The following is a 16,649-nucleotide window of genomic DNA, read 5'->3' as shown; positions in this document are numbered from 1 at the left end:
GCCTCGGTCACGTCACCGGCAGTGACAGCAGCCCATCGGCCAACTTCGGCTCGAACCAAGTGGACTTCGGCGGCATGACGTCGCCAGCATCGGCCACGGCCATCAACTCGGCCAAAGCAGTCGGGAACATGGCAAACGCGACAGCGTATTCGCCACCATCGACGCGCCGCTGCAGTTCGGCAAGACCACGGCTACCGCCGACGAAGTCGATCCGCGGATCCGTGCGCGGATCGACGATGCCGAGCAGCGGTGCCAGCACCCGTCGGCTAAGAACACTCACATCAAGCCGCTCCACCGCGTTGCCGCCGTTCTCCGCTATGCGAGGGCGGCAGCGATACCACTGCCGTGCCAAGTACATCCCGAATTCCCCTTGCGTCGCTGGATGCACGGCCCCTCCCTCGGCGGCGATCTGATAGTGATCAGCCAGAGCGCTCAGGAAAGAGTCGGGGGGTGGNCCGTGCAGATCGCGAACAACGCGATTGTAGTCGAGGATCCGCATCTCGCCGGCCGGAAAGCTGATCAGGAGAAAACGGCCATTGCCACCCACCAGATCGGCCACCCGAGCCGCTGCCGCCGACCGATGGTGGCCGTCAGCGATATAAAGTGCAGGCATGGCGGCGAAACGTCCATCGATCGCTGCAATCGCCGCGGCATCGGCGATATGCCAAGTTTGATGGCGGACGCCGTCATCCGTCGTCGCATCGGCGATTGGCTCTCCATCCGTGGCGACTGCGAGTAGCGCCGCCAGTCCCGTATCGTCAGGATAGGTTGCCAATACCGGGCCGGTATGCGCTCCAACCGCCTCGATCTGGCAGGTGCGATCCAGTTCCTTATCGGGGCGCGTGTGTTCATGACGGCGGATGCGGTTGGCCTTGTATGCCTGGATGGATCCCGCTGCCGCCACTCCGGTTTGCACATGATCGCCGATGATCATCCGGTAGGCATAATAGCCTGGCTTGTCGTCGCGGATCAGGATGCCTTGTCGCTGCATGTCATCAAACGCTGTCCGCGCCTGGGCGTAGACACGCGGATCATGCGCATCGACACCCGCGGGCAGGTCTACCTCGGCACGTGAGACGTGAAGGAAACTCCACGGCCGTCCGGCGGCGCATGCCGCTGCCTCTTCAAAACTGATGACATCGTAAGGCCGCGCCGCCACTTGCGATGCCACATCCTTTCGCGGCCGAATAGCCGCGAAAGGAGCAACGATCGGTTCTACGGGCATGACAGACGCTCCCTAACCCTTCGCCGGCAAGCGAATGGCAACGAAACGCAGTCCACCCTGGCCTTCCACCAGCAGGAGCACCGATTTCCGACCACTCTCCTTTGCCACCTTAACCTTTTCGGCCAATTCAGCCGGCGACTTCACCTCTTCCTGCCCGAGTTCCACGATAAGATCGCCTGGATGGAGGCTCTGGTCTGCCGCAGGACCGGCGGGATCAATACTAGTGATAACGACGCCTTTGGCGTCATCTGGCAGATCGAAGCGCTCGCGTGCCTTGTCGTCGATCCCGGCAACAGACAGGCCAAGTCCGGCGATGCTTTCGCTGCCCATCGCCTTCTCCGGAGCCTTGGTGGTATTCGCCGCCTTTTCCTCATGCTCATCGAGTACCGCGACCTCGACCTTGAGCGAGATCTCCTTGCCATCCCGCCAGACCTTGAGCGGAACCACTTTTCCGACTTCTGTGTCCGCCACGAGGCGTGGCAGCCGACGCATCTGTGTGATCGGCTTGCCGTCGAACTCAAGAATGACGTCCCCGTCCTTAATCTTCGCCTTTTCCGCCGGCCCTCCGGGAATGACGCCCGCGACGAGGGCACCCACAGGCTCCTTCAACCCAAGCGCCTCGGCGATCTCTTCGTTAACCGATTGAATACGCACGCCAAGCCAGCCACGCTTGACCTCACCGTGCTCTATCAGCTGTTGAATGACTGGGCGCGCACTGTTGGCGGGAATGGCGAATCCGATGCCGATGCTACCGCCCGACGGAGAAAAGATGGCGGTAGCAATACCGATGACCTCACCAGCAAGGTCAAAGATGGGACCACCCGAGTTGCCGCGATTGATCGGCGCGTCAGTTTGCAGGAAGTCGTCGTACGGTCCGGCATTGATGTCGCGGCCGCGCGCCGAAATGATCCCGCTGGTGACCGTACCGCCGAAGCCAAAGGGATTACCGATGGCAATAACCCAGTCGCCCACTCGAATCGCATCAGAATCACCAAACTTCACCGCCGGCAGCTTGGCCTTTCCTGGGTCAACCTTGAGAACGGCCATATCCGTCTTGCTGTCGCGACCAACAATGGTCGCGGGCAAACGCGTCTCGTCCTGCAGGATAATGGTGATCTCATCCGCATCCTGAATGACGTGATTGTTGGTCACCACGTGACCTTTGTCGTCAACGATGAAGCCCGAACCGAGTGAGGTCGCCTTCCGCTTCTGCGCCCGCGGCTGGTTCTTGTCGAGAAACTCCTTGAAGAACTCCTCGAAGGGTGAACCCGGTGGCAACGTGGGAAGTTCGATCCCGGCATTGCCTTCAACCGTCTGCGTCGTCGAGATGTTGACCACTGACGGCAACAGCTGTTCCGCCAGATCGGCAAAGGTCTCAGGCGCGGTTCGAGCCCAAACCCCTGATGGCAATGCCAGCAGCGCGACCAAAACCGCGAACGCCACAATCCGTTGTGTGATTCGCTGCGTCGTCCCCCCGGGCGGCGCGGCCGGCCCGTTGGCAGATGGTGGAATTGAAGCATGTTAAGCTCTGTCCATTGAATGCCAGTGACCACGGTTCGACCCCGGTTGGCGAAAGACGTTACCGGTTGTTTGGTTGAGCGGCCAGTGTGCCGCGATCGCGTAGAAAGAAACGAAAGAAATCGCTGTCCGGGCGAAGCACCATCGTCGTCGCTGACGAAGCCAGCGACTGGTATGCCTCCAGCGATCGATAAAAGTCGAAGAACTGTGGATCCTTGTTATAGACTTCGTTAAGGATCTTCGTCCTCTCGGCGTCACCTTCGCCGCGCAGAATCTGCGATTGGCGTGTAGCATCGGCGATTATGACCGTGCGTTCTCGATCAGCCTCCGCCTGAATGCGTGCCTTTTGCTCCTCGCCTTCGGCACGCAACTGCGCCGCCTGTGCCACGCGTGCCGAGCGCATCCGGTTATAGACCGACTGACTCGCCGCTTCCGGCAGATCGGCGCGACCAATCCGCACATCCACGACCTCTACCCCGAACCCGGGGGATTGTTCCTTCAGGGTTTTGCCGATCCGCTCCATGATCCCCGCTCGCTCTGCGGACAGCAGTTCCGCAAGCCCGATTCGCGCCACCTCAGTGCGAACGGCGGAGTTGAGCTGGGCACCAAAAATCTGCTTGAAACTTTCTTCGGTTCCCGCGCGCTGGCGGAAACGCAGCGGGTCGAGAATGCGGTAACGGGCAAAAGCATCGACGTTGATTCGCTTCTGATCCGCGAGCAGTACTTCCTGTGCCGGAGGATCCAGATCAAGGATCTGCTTGTCGAAGAACTCAACGTGCTGCACGAAAGGCAGTTTGAACTTGAGCCCTGGCTCACGTTCAACCCGAACAGGATCGCCAAACTGCAGGATGAGCGCCTGCTGCGTCTGGCGCACGGTGAACGCCGCGCCGATGACAAGCACGAGGAGGAGGATGGCAACAACGCCCACTACGAACACTGTCGACTTCTTCATCGCGGCGACTCCGAGCGCTGATCACGTTGTCGCTGGATCTCAGGCAAAGGCAGGTACGGCACCACGCCCGAGCCGCCGACAGCCTGATCGACAATGACGTTCTGCGTATGCTTCAGCACATCCTGCATACGTTCCAGGAAAAGCCGCCTCATTGTCACGTCTTTGCCAGAAAGATAGGCCTCATAGACCGAGAGGAACCGCTTGGCATCGCCCTCGGACTCACGCACCAGCTGATCCTTGTAGGCAGCCGCAGCCTGCACAATCCGTTCGGCATCGCCCTTGGCGCGCGGCACGATGTCGTTGCGATAAGCGAGAGCTTCGTTGACGAGGCGATCCTGGTCCTGGCGCGCCCGCTGGACGTCGTTGAAGGCATCAATGACCTCTGCCGGCGGATCAACCTTCAACTGCTTGACTTCTGTGATCAATACGCCGGCGCCGTAGGCGTCGAGGATCTGTTGGATCAATTGTTTGGTGCGATCGTCAACATCCTGTCGCTTCAAGGTCAGCGCGTCTTCCAGCAGCGTTTGTCCCATCACCTCACGGATGGCACTCTCTGACACCAACTTGATGGTTTCCTGCGGGCTGCGGATGTTGAAGGCAAAGTCTGGTGCGTTCTTAATTCGCCACTGGACGATCATATCGACGTCGACGATGTTCTGATCGAGCGTCAACATCAAACTTTCGTGCAGCACGTCGCGCGGACTTGAACCGCGTCCTCCTTCGCCAGCGCCGCGAAAGCCGACATTAATCTGGTTTGTCTGTTCGACGTTGACTATCTGCACTTCGCCAATCGGGGTCGGAAACCAGTAGTTAAGACCAGGCCCGTTGCTGCCGACGAACTTCCCGAACAGCAGTTCAAGCGACTGTTCGCCCGGGCGAACCTGATAGACGCCGGTGGCAAGCCAGATGCCGACCACGGCTACGATAGCAAGAATGATCCCGCGGCCGCTCCCGAACCAAAGCGGCAACATCCGCTTGACCCGCTCCTGCGTCCGCTTAACCATCTCCTCGATATCAGGGGGCTGTGAGGATGACGGTCCGCTACCCCATGGACCTCCACCTCCTCCGCCTCCCCAAGGACCTCCACCACCGCCTTTCGGATTCCACGCCATGCGGACCAGATGCTCCTTTTCCTCGTTAGAAGTGCGGACGGCAAGCGCGCAATAGTTGTGTTGGCCACCACGCATTCCAACCCATATATGGATCGATCCGCGCTTCGTCGAGCCTTATAGGCTAGGCATCGCCAACGGACAACCGGCGCTGCTGGGGAAGGAACGGGTTATCCGCGACAATTACGATTAAAGCCGCCGATAAAACGAACCTATTACAAAGAAGGTACGATCACGATGACGACGCAGATAACAGAACGCCAGATCCTCGATGCATTACGCTGCGTCGCCGATCCCTTGCGCGGTCAGGATATCATCAGCCTCGGGATGGTCCAGGGATGTCGGATCAAGGACGGTCATGTGGCGATGATGCTGCAGGTATCAGCTGACCGTGGGGCAGAACTGGAGCCCTTACGCAAAGAGGTGGAATCTCTCGTGCACAAGTTGCCGGGCGTCCTGACCGCAACGGTGGTGCTGACTGCGGAGCGCGCTGCGGGCGCGCAAATATCAAGTCATCAGCATCATGGGCATGGGCATGACCACGGACATGCGCCTAGCCATTCGGGGTCGGCTGCAGCACCGGGAGCATCAGAGGGGCGCGGTGGCAATCTGTTGTCGAACGTGCGCGCGGTGATCGCCGTTGCCTCGGGCAAAGGCGGCGTCGGTAAATCGACGACGGCGGTCAATCTGGCGGTGGCATTCGCCCGGCTGGGACACCGTACAGGTCTTCTCGATGCCGACATCTACGGCCCGTCGATGCGACGCCTGCTTGGCGTTGGCGGTCAGCCGGGCTCAAGCGACGGCGCGCGCCTCGATCCGATGGAAGCCTACGGCATCAAGGCGATGTCGATGGCGTTCCTTGTCGAAGAGGAGACGCCGATCGTCTGGCGCGGTCCGATGGTGCAATCGGCCCTGGAACAGATGATGCGCGACGTCGCCTGGGGACCACTCGATATCATGGTGGTGGATATGCCGCCAGGTACCGGCGACACCCAACTGACGATGGCGCAGCGTGTACCGCTGGCTGGAGCGGTGATCGTGTCGACGCCACAGGACATCGCGTTGATCGACGCACGCAAAGGTCTCAACATGTTTCGCAAGGTTGATGTGCCAGTACTCGGCCTGATCGAGAACATGAGCTATTTCAGTTGCCCGAATTGCGGCCATCGCAGCGAGATTTTCGGTCATGGCGGTGCCCAACGCGAGGCAGAGCGGATGGGGATGGATTTCCTCGGTGAGATTCCCCTGCACATGGCCATTCGCGAGACCTCGGACGGTGGCCATCCGATTGTCGCCGCCGAACCCGATGGCGAACACGCGCAGGCCTATATGGCAATTGCCAAGCGACTCGCGGCCAAACTCGAACACACCCTCGCCGCGCAGGCAGCAACAGCGCCACGGATCGTGATTCAGTGACGGTGAAGGCGGCTGGCGTCAGAATCAGGTAACGCTTGGTACCTTGCCAGTAGCGGCTTTGCCTCACCCGCTACTGGCTGAAGGGAACAAACTGGAATCCTTGCCGGGTCATGCAGCGCTCAAACAACTGTCGCTCGCGCGATTCCGCGGAAAACTGGTCCATCATCCCTGTCCAATTGCCGGTAATGTCGCGAGGCTGAGTAGATGAGGGTGAGGAGCCGACCGTCCCACGCGGACTAAATCCCTGCTCCACGTCCGCCCTGGCCGCATTCCGGCAATCGATTTCGATCGAGGCGGCATCGTCGGACGATGTACCGGCCCGCTCCCAGCGGCCGGCCGACGAGGTACACGCTGCCAACAGCGCCACCGTCACTGCAGCAATCGCGACGACTTTGTTCACGTTCGTTTGCTCCTTACCCCGACCATCCGACCGGTAACCCCGCGTCGATCACAGCCGTCCATCGGTTTATTGAGCATACCCCGACCACAGAAAGCAATCCGCTGCACCATGATCCTCCCCTGGAAAAGTGGAGACTGGGTTATATGGATGGCCATGGTCAGCGCCGCGATCGTGAGTTCCCGGCGCCCGTTCCTCGATCGACCTCTGCAACATCGGCATCTGAACCGCCGGCAGCGGTTCGCAGCCGGTTCAGTGGCGGTTCGGGTGCCGGTCGAATCGCGCAAGCCCTTGCAATGACGACGATCGCGGCCGGGTCAGCGGCGTTTGTGTCGTCATCTGTCGTCATCTGTCGTCATTGGCCGAGGACCACCACCGGGCAGCTCTTTTTCCGTTATCATAGAACATAAAGCGAACATAACCGAGCCGCCGCCGGCCTGTCAAGCATACGGCCGGCCCGCGTCCGGGCTAGACAATGCCGGGCCGGGGCGGGCATTGTTGTTTGACGATCAAGGTGATGAGGGGCGGATGCGGCGCGGGGGCGAGGCAGATGATGACCGACGGGAGCGAAGGCCTGCGGATCGCCCGCGACCGCATCGCCCGCGAGGCGGAGGAGCGGACGGGGTTTCTCGATCTGGGGCAACTCGGGCTGACGGAGCTGCCGGAGGAATTGTTCGAGCTGCAGCACCTGCAGCGGCTGAACCTCGGTTCAGGGTACCGGGACGAAGACGGCGAGTGGCAGGAGGCGGCAGCCGATCTAGCGCCGAACGAGATCGAAGCGTCGCTCGCGGCTTTACGGCGCCTCCCAAGTCTCAGCGTCTTGTCGCTGCGCACCCACCCTCTAACCAGCCTATCAGCGCTCGTTCGCCTCGCCAACCTCCAGTCGCTCTATTGCTCCGGAACCCAGGTCAGCGATCTCGCGCCCCTCGCAGAACTCCATAACCTGCAGTCGCTCTATTGCTCCGGAACCCAGGTCAGCGATCTCGCGCCCCTCGCAGAACTCCATAACCTGCAGTCGCTCTATTGCTACAATACCCAGGTCAGCGATCTCGCGCCCCTCGCAGAACTCCATAACCTGCAGACGCTCAATTGCTACAATACCCAGGTCAGCGATCTCGCGCCCCTCGCAGAACTCCATAACCTGCAGACGCTCAATTGCTACAATACCCAGGTCAGCGATCTCGCGCCCCTCGCAGAACTCCATAACCTGCAGACGCTCAATTGCTACAATACCCAGGTCAGCGATCTCGCGCCCCTCGCAGAACTCCATAACCTGCAGACGCTCAATTGCTACAATACCCAGGTCAGCGATCTCGCGCCCCTCGCAGAACTCCATAACCTGCAGACGCTCAATTGCTCCGTAACCCAGGTCAGCGATCTCGCGCCCCTCGCAGAACTCCATAACCTGCAGACGCTCGAGTGCTCCTACACCCAGGTCAGCGATCTCGCGCCCCTCGCAGAACTCCATAACCTGCAGTCGCTCGATTGCTCCTACACCCAGGTCAGCGATCTCGCGCCCCTCGCAGAACTCCATAACCTGCAGACGCTCAATTGCTCCGGAACCCAGGTCAGCGATCTCGCGCCCCTCGCAGAACTCCATAACCTGCAGACGCTCGAGTGCTCCGTAACCCAGGTCAGCGATCTCGCGCCCCTCGCCGGCCTTGAAAAGCTTCGGAAGCTTAGGCTGTCGGAGTGTCGGCTCATTGACTTCCCGCGGTGGCTGCTGGAGCGAGAGTCACTCGCGGAACTGGTTATGTACGAGACCCAGGTGCCGGGGTTGCCCGCCGAGGTGCTGTCGCAGGGTTGGATCGACAACTGCCTGGAGACGCTGCGCTCGCACGTCCGCGACCTGGAAGCGGGATCGGTACCGGTGCGCGACGTCAAGCTGCTGGTGCTCGGCAACGGGCGGGTCGGCAAGACGCAGCTTTGCCGGCGGCTGCGCGGCGAGCCCTACGACGACACCCAGCCCTCAACCCACGGCATCGTCACCACCCGTGCGCCGCTGCCGGACGCCGATGGCGGGGCGGAGTCGACGCTGCAGGTCTGGGACTTCGGCGGGCAGGAGCTTTACCACGGCACGCATGCACTGTTCATGCGCGCCAACGCCGTCTTCCTTCTCGTCTGGACGCCGGCGTTGGAGGATACCCACGAAGAAACCCACGACGGCATCACCTTTCGCAATCACCCGCTCGCCTACTGGGTGGACTACGTCCGCCACCTGGGCGGCAAGCGGAGCGCCGTCGTCGTCGTCCAGACTCGCTGCGACAAGGCGGTGGACGAGAAACCGTGCCCAGTGCCGGAGGTCGACCTTTTCGCCGCGTTCGGATTCCCCCGCGCATCGNTTCGCTACAGTGCCTTGAACAACCGCGGCCGTGCTGCGCTCGACGAGGCGCTGGCCGAGGCGACGACGGCATGGCTGCGCGACCAGGAGGGAATCGCGACCATCGGCGCCGGCCGGCAGCGGGTGAAGGAAAAGCTGGAAGCGCTGCGCGACGCCGATGCAGCGGTGCCGGCCGCGGCGCGGCAGTACCGGACGATCAGACAGGAGCTCTTCCACCAATTGTGCGACGAAGCAGGCGTGTACAGCGCGGAGCACCTGCTCGCCTACCTGCACAACGCCGGCATCGTCTTCTACCGCGCGGGCCTGTTCGACGATGCGATCATCCTCGACCAGGGCTGGGCGCTCGACGCCATCTACGCCGTCTTCCATCGCGATAACTGCGCCCCGCGCATCCGCCGCAACCGCGGCCGGTTTACCCGCAGCGACCTGGCGGATTGGGTGTGGCAGGAGCACGAGGAGAAGGAACAAGAACTGTTCCTCAGCATGATGCAGTTCTGCGGCATCTGCTTTGAACACCGTCGCCTCGGGCCGGGCAACAGTGGCGAGGTCGAATACATCGCCCCCGACCTGCTGCCGGAGCGGGCGGCGATGGCGACGGAACTGGGGGCGAAGTGGGACGATGACCGGCGGATCGAAACGGCGACCTTCACCTACCCGCTTTTGCATCCGGGGCTGATCCGCAGCATCATCTCCCGCATCGGCCGGCAGGCGGAGATCGGCGCCGACTACTGGCAGGGCGGCGTCTACATCTATGAGACCACCACCAACAGCCGCGGCATCATCGAAGCACAACCAGACTCCGCCGGCTGGGGTGGCCGCATCGTCGTCCAGACGCAGCGCGGCCAGGCGACGGACTTGCTGGCGCGGCTATGCCGGCTGGTGCGCGAGGAGCAGGACAAGGCGGGGCTGACGCCGGCGGAAGTGACGATACCGGTTGAGGAGCGCGCTGAACGCCCCCGGCCAGAATCGATCGATGACGCGACGTCGACTAAGAAAGAAATGACGTTTGGTAAGGAGCGATCCGGAAAGGCCGAGTGGTACGTCTCCTACGCCTGGAATGACGATACGCCGGAGGGCCGCGATCGGGAGGCGATCGTCGATCGCCTGTGCGCGGAAGCCGAAGCGCGTGGTTTTCGCATTCACCGCGACAAAGACAGGGTCGGCGTCGGAGAAAGCATCTCGAAATTCATGAAAGATATCGGCGAAGGGGATAGAGTGTTCGTCATCCTCAGCGACAAATATCTGAAATCAGAGTTCTGCATGTATGAGTTGTCTGAGGTGTGGCGGAATTGCCGGCAGGACGAAGACGAATTCCTTCGAAGGACACGTGTTTATGCACTTCCCTGCGCCAAAATAGTACGGACGTCTGACTCGTACAACTATGCAGAATACTGGGACGACGAGTACCAGGCTATCAACGACCGCGTCATGAAACGCGGAGGCTTGCGGTCGGTCGGCAGAAAGCTGGGGCAAAAGATTTGGCTGATGAGTGTCTTTTGCCAATGCATAGGCGATGTCCTGCACACGCTGACGGAGATCCGCCAGCCGAAGACGTTCGATCAGCTGGCCGAATACGGCTTCACCGATTGAGCTTCGCCGCGCCGTTATTCGAACGCGTAGGCGTCCATGGCGAGGGCGGCGTGGGTGGTGCTGGCGTGCAGGCGCTCGATCGCGCCGCCGTCACTGCCGGCACCAAGGGCGACGAACAGCGGCAGCAGGTGCTCCTCGGTCGGGTGGTTGTCGGCAGCGAAAGGCGCGCGGCGGCGATAGGCGAGGAGATCGTCGATCGCGCCAGCGGCGAGCCGCTCGGCCACCCAGGCGGCGAAGGCGTCGACCCAGGCGGCGGCCGGTGCATCGCCTGGGTTGGCGAAGGCGGCGGACAGGTTGTGGGTAAGGCTGCCGGATCCGATGATCAGCACCCCCGCCTCGCGCAGCGGCCGAAGGGCGCGACCGAGGCGGAGGTGATGCGCCGGGCCGGCGTCTGGCTGCAGGGCGAGCTGGGTCACCGGAATATCGGCGGCGGGATAAAGCAGCGACAGCGGCACCCAGGCGCCGTGGTCGAGGCCGCGGTCGGGCACCATGGTTGCGGCGATCCCCGCCGCGGCGAGGAGACGCTGCGCTGCCGTCGCCAGCGCCGGCGCCCCGGGGGCGGGATAGCGCATGGCGTAGAGCGCCGGGGAAAAGCCGCGGAAATCGTGAATGGTGGCAGGCTCTGCAGCCGTCGAGAGCATCGGCACGGTGCTGAGCCAGTGGGCGGAGGCGACGAGGATCGCCTGCGGCCGCGGCAACCGCGCCGCATAGCCGCGGAGGAAGCGGTGCGCCGGGCCATCCTCCAGCGCCAGCATCGGCGAACCATGGGAGACGAACAAGGCGGGCAGGCTGGGCATCGGTGATCCTCCACGAACGCGCGCGGCCAAGCCGGTCGGTGGCGAGTGGCCGCCACTGGCGACGATGGATATTTAGCTCCGGCATGCGATAGAATAATCCCGCTTGATGCGAATTGATTGTTTGTTTTTGGGATATAATTGATGGACCTGTTCACGGCGCTGCGCACCTTCGTCGCCGTCGTCGACAAGGGCAGCTTTGCCGCCGCCGCCCTGTCGCTCCGGATGTCGCGGGCGATGGCGACCAAGCATGTGGCCGATCTGGAAGCGCACCTGAACGCGAAACTCCTCCACCGGACGACGCGGCGCCTCAGCCTGACCGAGACCGGCGCCGATTTCGTCCGCCGCAGCCAGGAGATCCTTGACCTCCTCGACGAAGCGGAGGGAACGGCGCGGGAGACGACGGCGCAGCCGTCGGGGGTGCTCAGGATCAGCGCGCCGATGAGCTTCGGCATCTTGCATCTGGCGGCTGCCGTCTGCGCCTATCAGCAGGCATTTCCGGCGGTAACGGTGGAACTCAGCCTCAACGACCGCCTGGTCGATCTGGTGGAAGAGGGCTTCGATCTGGCGCTCCGCATCGCCACGCTGAAGGATTCGAGCCTGAAGGCGCGCTTCCTCGCCCCCAGCCGGATAGTGGTCGCCGCGTCGCCCGCCTACCTCGCGCGGCACGGCCGCCCCAACCATCCCGCGGCGCTGAAGGAGCATGCCTGCCTCCTCTACACCTACGCGGTGGCGCGCGATGTCTGGCAGTTCGAACGCGACGGCAGCGTCGTGGCGGTCAAGGTGGCGGGGCCGCTGCACAGCAACAACGGCGACGTGCTGATGCGGGCGGCGATTGACGGTATGGGGATCGTCAACCTGCCGACGTTCATCGTCTCGGGAGCGTTGCGCAGCGGCGCGTTGCAACTGGTGCTGCCCGACTGGCGGCTGGCGCAGCTTGGGATCTATGCCGTCTGGCCGCCGAGCCGCCATCTCTCGGCCAAGGTGCGCACCTTCATCGACTGCCTCGTCGAGCACTTCCGCGCCGCGCCCTACTGGGATCAGGGCATCCCCCTGCGCTCGCAAGTCGGCGAAGACCACTCAACGGCTGCGGGCGAACAGCCGATAGAGGCCCATGCCAGCCAGCATGGCGAGGACGAACAGCCAGGTCTTCACCTCGCCGAATCCCACGCCGGCCAGCGCCGGACCGGGACAGTAGCCGACGAGCCCCCAGCCAAGGCCGAAGAGGACCGCACCGCCAACGAGGCGGCGATCGATCGGCAGCTTCGCCGGCAGGGAGAAGCGCTCGGCAAGGAGCGGTGAGCGGCGGGTGAGGACGAGGCGGTAACCGACGCCGGTCACCACCAGGGCACCCAGCATGACGAAGGCCAGGCTCGGGTTCCAGCCGCCGCTGCGGATTGCCCCCAGATCGAGGAAGGCAAGAACCACCGCCGGATCGATCATCCGCGAGACGGCAAGGCCGGCGCCGAACAGCAGGCCGGCGAAGAGGGCGGCGAAGATGCGGGCCATCGCCTAACCTCTGAGCAGGTGGCGGACGATGAACACGACGGCGGCCGCCACGCCCATGAAAGTGAGCGTCGCTGCCAGCGAGCGCGGCGACGACAGCCTGGCGAGGCCGCAGACGCCGTGGCCGCTGGTGCAGCCGCTGCCGAGCCGGGTACCGAAGCCAACGAGCAGGCCGGCCAGGATCACCAGCGCCGGCGGCGCATCCACGTGGATCGCGGGCAGTGCGCCGGTCACCGCCGCGACGGCGAAGGGGCCCAGCAGCAGCCCGGTGATGAAGGCGAGGCGCCAGCCCAGGTCGCCCGGCGCCCGCTCGGCGAGGCCGCCGACGATACCGGAGATGCCGGCGATGCGGCCGTTGGCTAACAGCAGCAGCACCGCGCCGAGGCCGATCAATCCACCGCCGGCGAGCGCGGCAAGTAGTGAGAATGTCGTCATGCGATCCCCCTTTGGCGCTGTCAACGACGAGGCGGCGCCGACAGTACGGGCTTGTCAATAAATTAGCAATGCGGCATATACGGTCACTGCACCGCAGCGGGCGGGCACGGCAAGCGAGGAGCGATGATGCGGATGCGCACTTTGATCGCGGCGATCATGGCGGCGACAGCAATGGCGAGCGGCCACCCGGCGATTGCGGCGGACGACATCGAGGCGCGGGTGGAGGCCAGCCGCGCGGTGGCCAAGGATTTCGCGCAAACGCTGCAGCAGGCCCTGCAGACGGCCCTGGCGACGGATGGACCGGTGGCGGCGATCGAGGTGTGCAACGTTGCAGCACCGGCAATCGCGGCGCAGCAGTCGAGCGCGCATGGCTGGCAGGTGGGTCGCACCAGCCTGAAACCACGCAATCCTGCCAACACGCCGGATGCCTGGCAGCGGACGGTGCTGACCCGCTTCGAGACGGAAAAGGCAGCGGGCAAGCCGATGGCCGCGCTCGAAAGCTGGGAGGTGGTGGATGTCGATGGCAAGCCCGCCTTTCGCTACATGAAAGCGATTCCCACCGGCGAGGTCTGCCTCAGCTGCCACGGCAGCAATCTCGTCCCCGATCTGACGGCGAAACTGGCGGCCCTTTACCCGGCGGATCAGGCGACGGGCTATACGCTCGGCGACATTCGTGGCGCCTTTACCGTCACCCAGCCGCTGCCGTAAGGGGACAATCGCCAAAAGGTTCCGGCGCGCAGTTTCCGCTGGCATCGGCGCGCCCGGCGGCTGATCCTGGGCGAATGCAATGGTATCCGGTGAGCGGGAGGAAACGGTGCACAAGCGCGGACGCAGATTGGCAGCAATGGTAATCACGGGAGGCTTGACGATGACAGCGGCGGCATGCGCCGGGCCGGGAGGCGCCAGCAGCGGCGGCCCCGAACCGCTGGTTGGGACGCAATGGCTCGCCCAGACCATCGCCGGCCAGGAGGCGTCACTTTACCCCGCCTCCTCAGTGCGCTTCGACGTGGGTCAGCGGATCACCGGCAACGGCGGCTGCAACACCTTCAACGGCACCATCGGCTATGCCGGCGACCAGCTGGCGGTGGGGCCGCTGGCGACGACGCGGATGATGTGCCCGCCCGAGGTAATGCGCCAGGAGGCAGGGTTCCTGCAGGCGTTGCAGACGGCGCAGCGGTTCACGATGTCCGACTGGCTGCTGACGTTATTCGACCCGTCCGGCAACCAGGCGATGACGCTGACCCGGATGACAGGGCCGCTGTGAGGCCGGCTGTCGGCAGGCATGGGAGTGCCCACCGACAGGTCCGTTTGCGCGCCTACGGCTTCAGCGTAAAGCTGATCTGCGACTCCGGAACCGAATGGCCAGTACGGCGGTCAGTAGTAAAGCTCACAGGCAATAGCGTATCGCCACATGTTGCGCGCCGATTAGACCAGACGGGCAAAAATATTGTGAGCAATAGCATGAACTATCACGGATCCCGTGACTGTACTGGATCTGCGTAATGCCTGACTTCTGAAGTCGCGCTTTGAGCGGGTTCGATGCAATCGGCCCGGTGTACCAAGTGGCCGACGGCAAGCAGCCGTTTGCGGTGGCAGCTGACGTCCAGGCGGTCTGGCCCAGCGGGACCGCCGACGCCGGTGCCCGGCGATGCTGGTCGACCCGTATACCACGTTGCTGTAATTCCCGCCCTTCAAGTTGGAGATGATCAGGCTCTGCGAAAGGGTAAAGGTCGACAGCGCGGTTTGCGTGAGCTTGCCTGCAGCATCGACGGAGAACTCGATCAACGCGTCGTAGTACTTGATTGCGGCAACGTTGTTCCACACCGGCAGCGTGCTCCGGGCTAACCCGAAAAATGCACGTTGGCTGGCGGGTGTAGCGTAAGCCGTTGAACGGATTTAGGATATTGTTACTGAAGCCTGATCCTGCCGTTTCCGGAGGCCGCACCCGCCATGGTTGATCCGACGATACCGCTCCCCGGCCTGTCACCCGTCTCCGGCAAGACGGTGGTGGCCCGGTTTGATGGTGGCGAGCTTTCCTCGGCTGCCGGGGTGCTGGCGCTGCGCGAGATCGAGGCCCGCCTTGGCGTGGCGACGCGACTGGCCGCCTGCCTGGATGATCCACGGGCGCCGGGGCAGACCATCCATGGACTGGCCGAGATCATCCGGTTCCGGCTGCTGATGATCGCCGCCGGATACGAGGACGGCAACGATGCCACCGGCTTGCGGCTCGATCCGGTGTTCAAGATGGCGCTGGATCAGGCGCCGTCGGGCCGCGCGCTGTGTTCGCAATCGACCATCTCGCGGCTGGAGAACCTGCCGGGCAAGCGGGCGCTGCTGCGCATCGGCCGGGCCATGGTCGATCTCTATTGCGCCTCGTTCCGGCAGGTGCCGAAGCGGATCACGCTCGACATCGACGACACCTTCGACGCCGTCCACGGCGGCCAGCAGCTTCGGCTGTTCAACGCCCATTATGACGAATACGGGTTCCAGCCCATCGTGGTGTTCGACGGCGAAGGCCGCTTCGTCACCGCCGTGCTGCGCCCTGCCAAGCGGCCCAAGGGCGTGGAAATCCGCACCTTTCTGCGCCGCCTGCTCCGCGCCATCCGCGCCAACTGGCCCCAGACCTCCGTCCTGCTGCGAGCCGACAGCCATTACTGCGCGCCGGAGGTCCTGGACTGGTGCCGGGGCGAAGGCGTCGATTACATCTTCGGCGTGGCGCCGACCCCGACGCTCCGCGCCCATATCCTTGCCCTGGAAGCCCGCACCCAGAAGCGGTTCGACGATACCCCGGACGGCGGCAAGCTCCGCCGCTTCAAGGAATTCCTCGACGGCGCCGCAAGCTGGAGCCGGGTCGAGCGCATCGTCGCCTGCGTCGAGGCAGGACCAGACGGCACCGACACCCGCTTCATCGTCACCAACCTGACCGGCGGCGATGGCCGCTCCCTGTACCAGGGCATCTACTGCCAGCGGAGACAGGCCGAGAACCACATCAAGTCCTGGAAGACCCACCTGGCCGCCGACCGCACCTCTTGCCACGCGGCCACCGCCAACCAGTTCCGCCTGTTCCTCCATGCCGGGGCGTATTGGCTGCTGTGGAGCCTGCGCGGGCTGATGCCAAAGCACTCGGTCTGGCGTGTCGCCCAGTTCGACACTCTCCGACTGCGGCTGATCAAGATGGCGGCGCGGGTGATCGAGATGAAGACCATGATCAAGGTCCACTTGCCCACCGCCACCCCGTGCCAGGACATCCTGCGCCTCGCCCTCGGCCGGATCCCACGCTTGGTCACCTGACCGATGGGGCGATGTGCCCCCAAACGCCACCCACATCGTGAACCCACCAGCCCCACCCCACATACCGTCCCCATC

At 63.5% G+C, this 16,649-nt stretch carries 13 protein-coding genes and 1 pseudogene; 6 read left to right on the top strand and 8 right to left on the bottom strand.

What is annotated here, in order from left to right:
• Nucleotides 1-7: 7 nt before the first annotated feature.
• From HQ394_RS16870 to hflK, 4 genes are all read right to left on the bottom strand, one after another.
• A complete protein-coding gene (locus HQ394_RS16870) occupies nt 8-1,225 on the bottom strand; it encodes a DUF1015 domain-containing protein (protein ID WP_190261184.1) in 1,218 nt (405 codons plus the stop codon).
• Nucleotides 1,226-1,237: 12 nt separating this feature from the next.
• Nucleotides 1,238-2,668, bottom strand: a complete 1,431-nt coding sequence (locus tag HQ394_RS16865) for a DegQ family serine endoprotease (RefSeq protein ID WP_223291672.1) — start codon at nt 2,666-2,668, stop codon at nt 1,238-1,240.
• A gap of 136 nt (nt 2,669-2,804) precedes the next feature.
• Nucleotides 2,805-3,695 carry a protease modulator HflC gene (gene hflC / locus HQ394_RS16860; RefSeq protein ID WP_190261183.1) on the bottom strand — a complete coding sequence of 297 codons (891 nt, stop codon included), beginning with the start codon at nt 3,693-3,695 and terminating at the stop codon, nt 2,805-2,807.
• Nucleotides 3,692-4,807 (bottom strand): FtsH protease activity modulator HflK, encoded by a 1,116-nt coding sequence (gene hflK / locus HQ394_RS16855; protein ID WP_190261182.1) that lies wholly within the window; start codon nt 4,805-4,807, stop codon nt 3,692-3,694. The genes hflC and hflK overlap by 4 nt, the downstream gene beginning before the upstream one ends.
• A gap of 234 nt (nt 4,808-5,041) precedes the next feature.
• Between hflK and HQ394_RS16850 the strand changes: the two genes are divergently transcribed.
• Nucleotides 5,042-6,220 carry an Mrp/NBP35 family ATP-binding protein gene (locus HQ394_RS16850; RefSeq protein ID WP_190261181.1) on the top strand — a complete coding sequence of 393 codons (1,179 nt, stop codon included), beginning with the start codon at nt 5,042-5,044 and terminating at the stop codon, nt 6,218-6,220.
• Between the two features lie 70 nt (nt 6,221-6,290).
• On the opposite strand, the gene HQ394_RS16845 is transcribed toward HQ394_RS16850, so the two are convergent.
• Entirely contained in the window at nt 6,291-6,620 is a 330-nt protein-coding gene (locus HQ394_RS16845) for a hypothetical protein (protein ID WP_190261180.1), read from the bottom strand.
• A gap of 472 nt (nt 6,621-7,092) precedes the next feature.
• Between HQ394_RS16845 and HQ394_RS16840 the strand changes: the two genes are divergently transcribed.
• Entirely contained in the window at nt 7,093-10,548 is a 3,456-nt protein-coding gene (locus HQ394_RS16840) for a leucine-rich repeat domain-containing protein (protein ID WP_456151454.1), read from the top strand.
• 14 nt (nt 10,549-10,562) lie between these two features.
• Here HQ394_RS16840 and HQ394_RS16835 read toward each other — a convergent pair whose 3' ends face one another.
• Nucleotides 10,563-11,345, bottom strand: a complete 783-nt coding sequence (locus HQ394_RS16835) for a dioxygenase family protein (RefSeq protein WP_190261178.1) — start codon at nt 11,343-11,345, stop codon at nt 10,563-10,565.
• Nucleotides 11,346-11,486: 141 nt separating this feature from the next.
• Here HQ394_RS16835 and HQ394_RS16830 point away from each other — a divergent pair.
• Nucleotides 11,487-12,350 (top strand): annotated as a pseudogene (locus HQ394_RS16830) (LysR family transcriptional regulator); the annotation flags it as partial.
• A gap of 72 nt (nt 12,351-12,422) precedes the next feature.
• On the opposite strand, the gene HQ394_RS20220 reads toward HQ394_RS16830, so the two are convergent.
• The gene (locus HQ394_RS20220; RefSeq protein WP_317629045.1) at nt 12,423-12,785 is read right to left on the bottom strand and encodes a DUF6691 family protein; all 363 of its coding nucleotides are present in this window, start codon (nt 12,783-12,785) and stop codon (nt 12,423-12,425) included.
• A 69-nt stretch (nt 12,786-12,854) separates the two neighbouring features.
• On the bottom strand, nt 12,855-13,283 hold the full coding sequence (locus HQ394_RS16820) for a YeeE/YedE family protein (RefSeq protein ID WP_190261176.1): 429 nt from the start codon (nt 13,281-13,283) through the stop codon (nt 12,855-12,857).
• Between the two features lie 132 nt (nt 13,284-13,415).
• Here HQ394_RS16820 and HQ394_RS16815 point away from each other — a divergent pair, with 132 nt between their 5' ends.
• The 3 genes from HQ394_RS16815 to HQ394_RS16805 all read left to right on the top strand — a co-directional run bounded on the left by HQ394_RS16815 (nt 13,416) and on the right by HQ394_RS16805 (nt 16,574).
• Nucleotides 13,416-13,991: a Tll0287-like domain-containing protein gene (locus tag HQ394_RS16815; protein WP_190261175.1), complete on the top strand. Its 576-nt coding sequence runs from the start codon at nt 13,416-13,418 to the stop codon at nt 13,989-13,991.
• Nucleotides 13,992-14,151: 160 nt separating this feature from the next.
• A complete protein-coding gene (locus tag HQ394_RS16810; RefSeq protein WP_190261174.1) occupies nt 14,152-14,547 on the top strand; it encodes an META domain-containing protein in 396 nt (131 codons plus the stop codon).
• 686 nt (nt 14,548-15,233) lie between these two features.
• Nucleotides 15,234-16,574: an IS1380 family transposase gene (locus HQ394_RS16805; RefSeq protein WP_190260656.1), complete on the top strand. Its 1,341-nt coding sequence runs from the start codon at nt 15,234-15,236 to the stop codon at nt 16,572-16,574.
• The last annotated feature ends 75 nt before the right edge of the window (nt 16,575-16,649 follow it).

The organism is Defluviicoccus vanus, from assembly GCF_014672695.1.
GTDB classification, from domain to species: domain Bacteria; phylum Pseudomonadota; class Alphaproteobacteria; order Rhodospirillales; family Defluviicoccaceae; genus Defluviicoccus; species Defluviicoccus vanus.
This window is presented reverse-complemented; position numbering and strand designations above follow the sequence as displayed.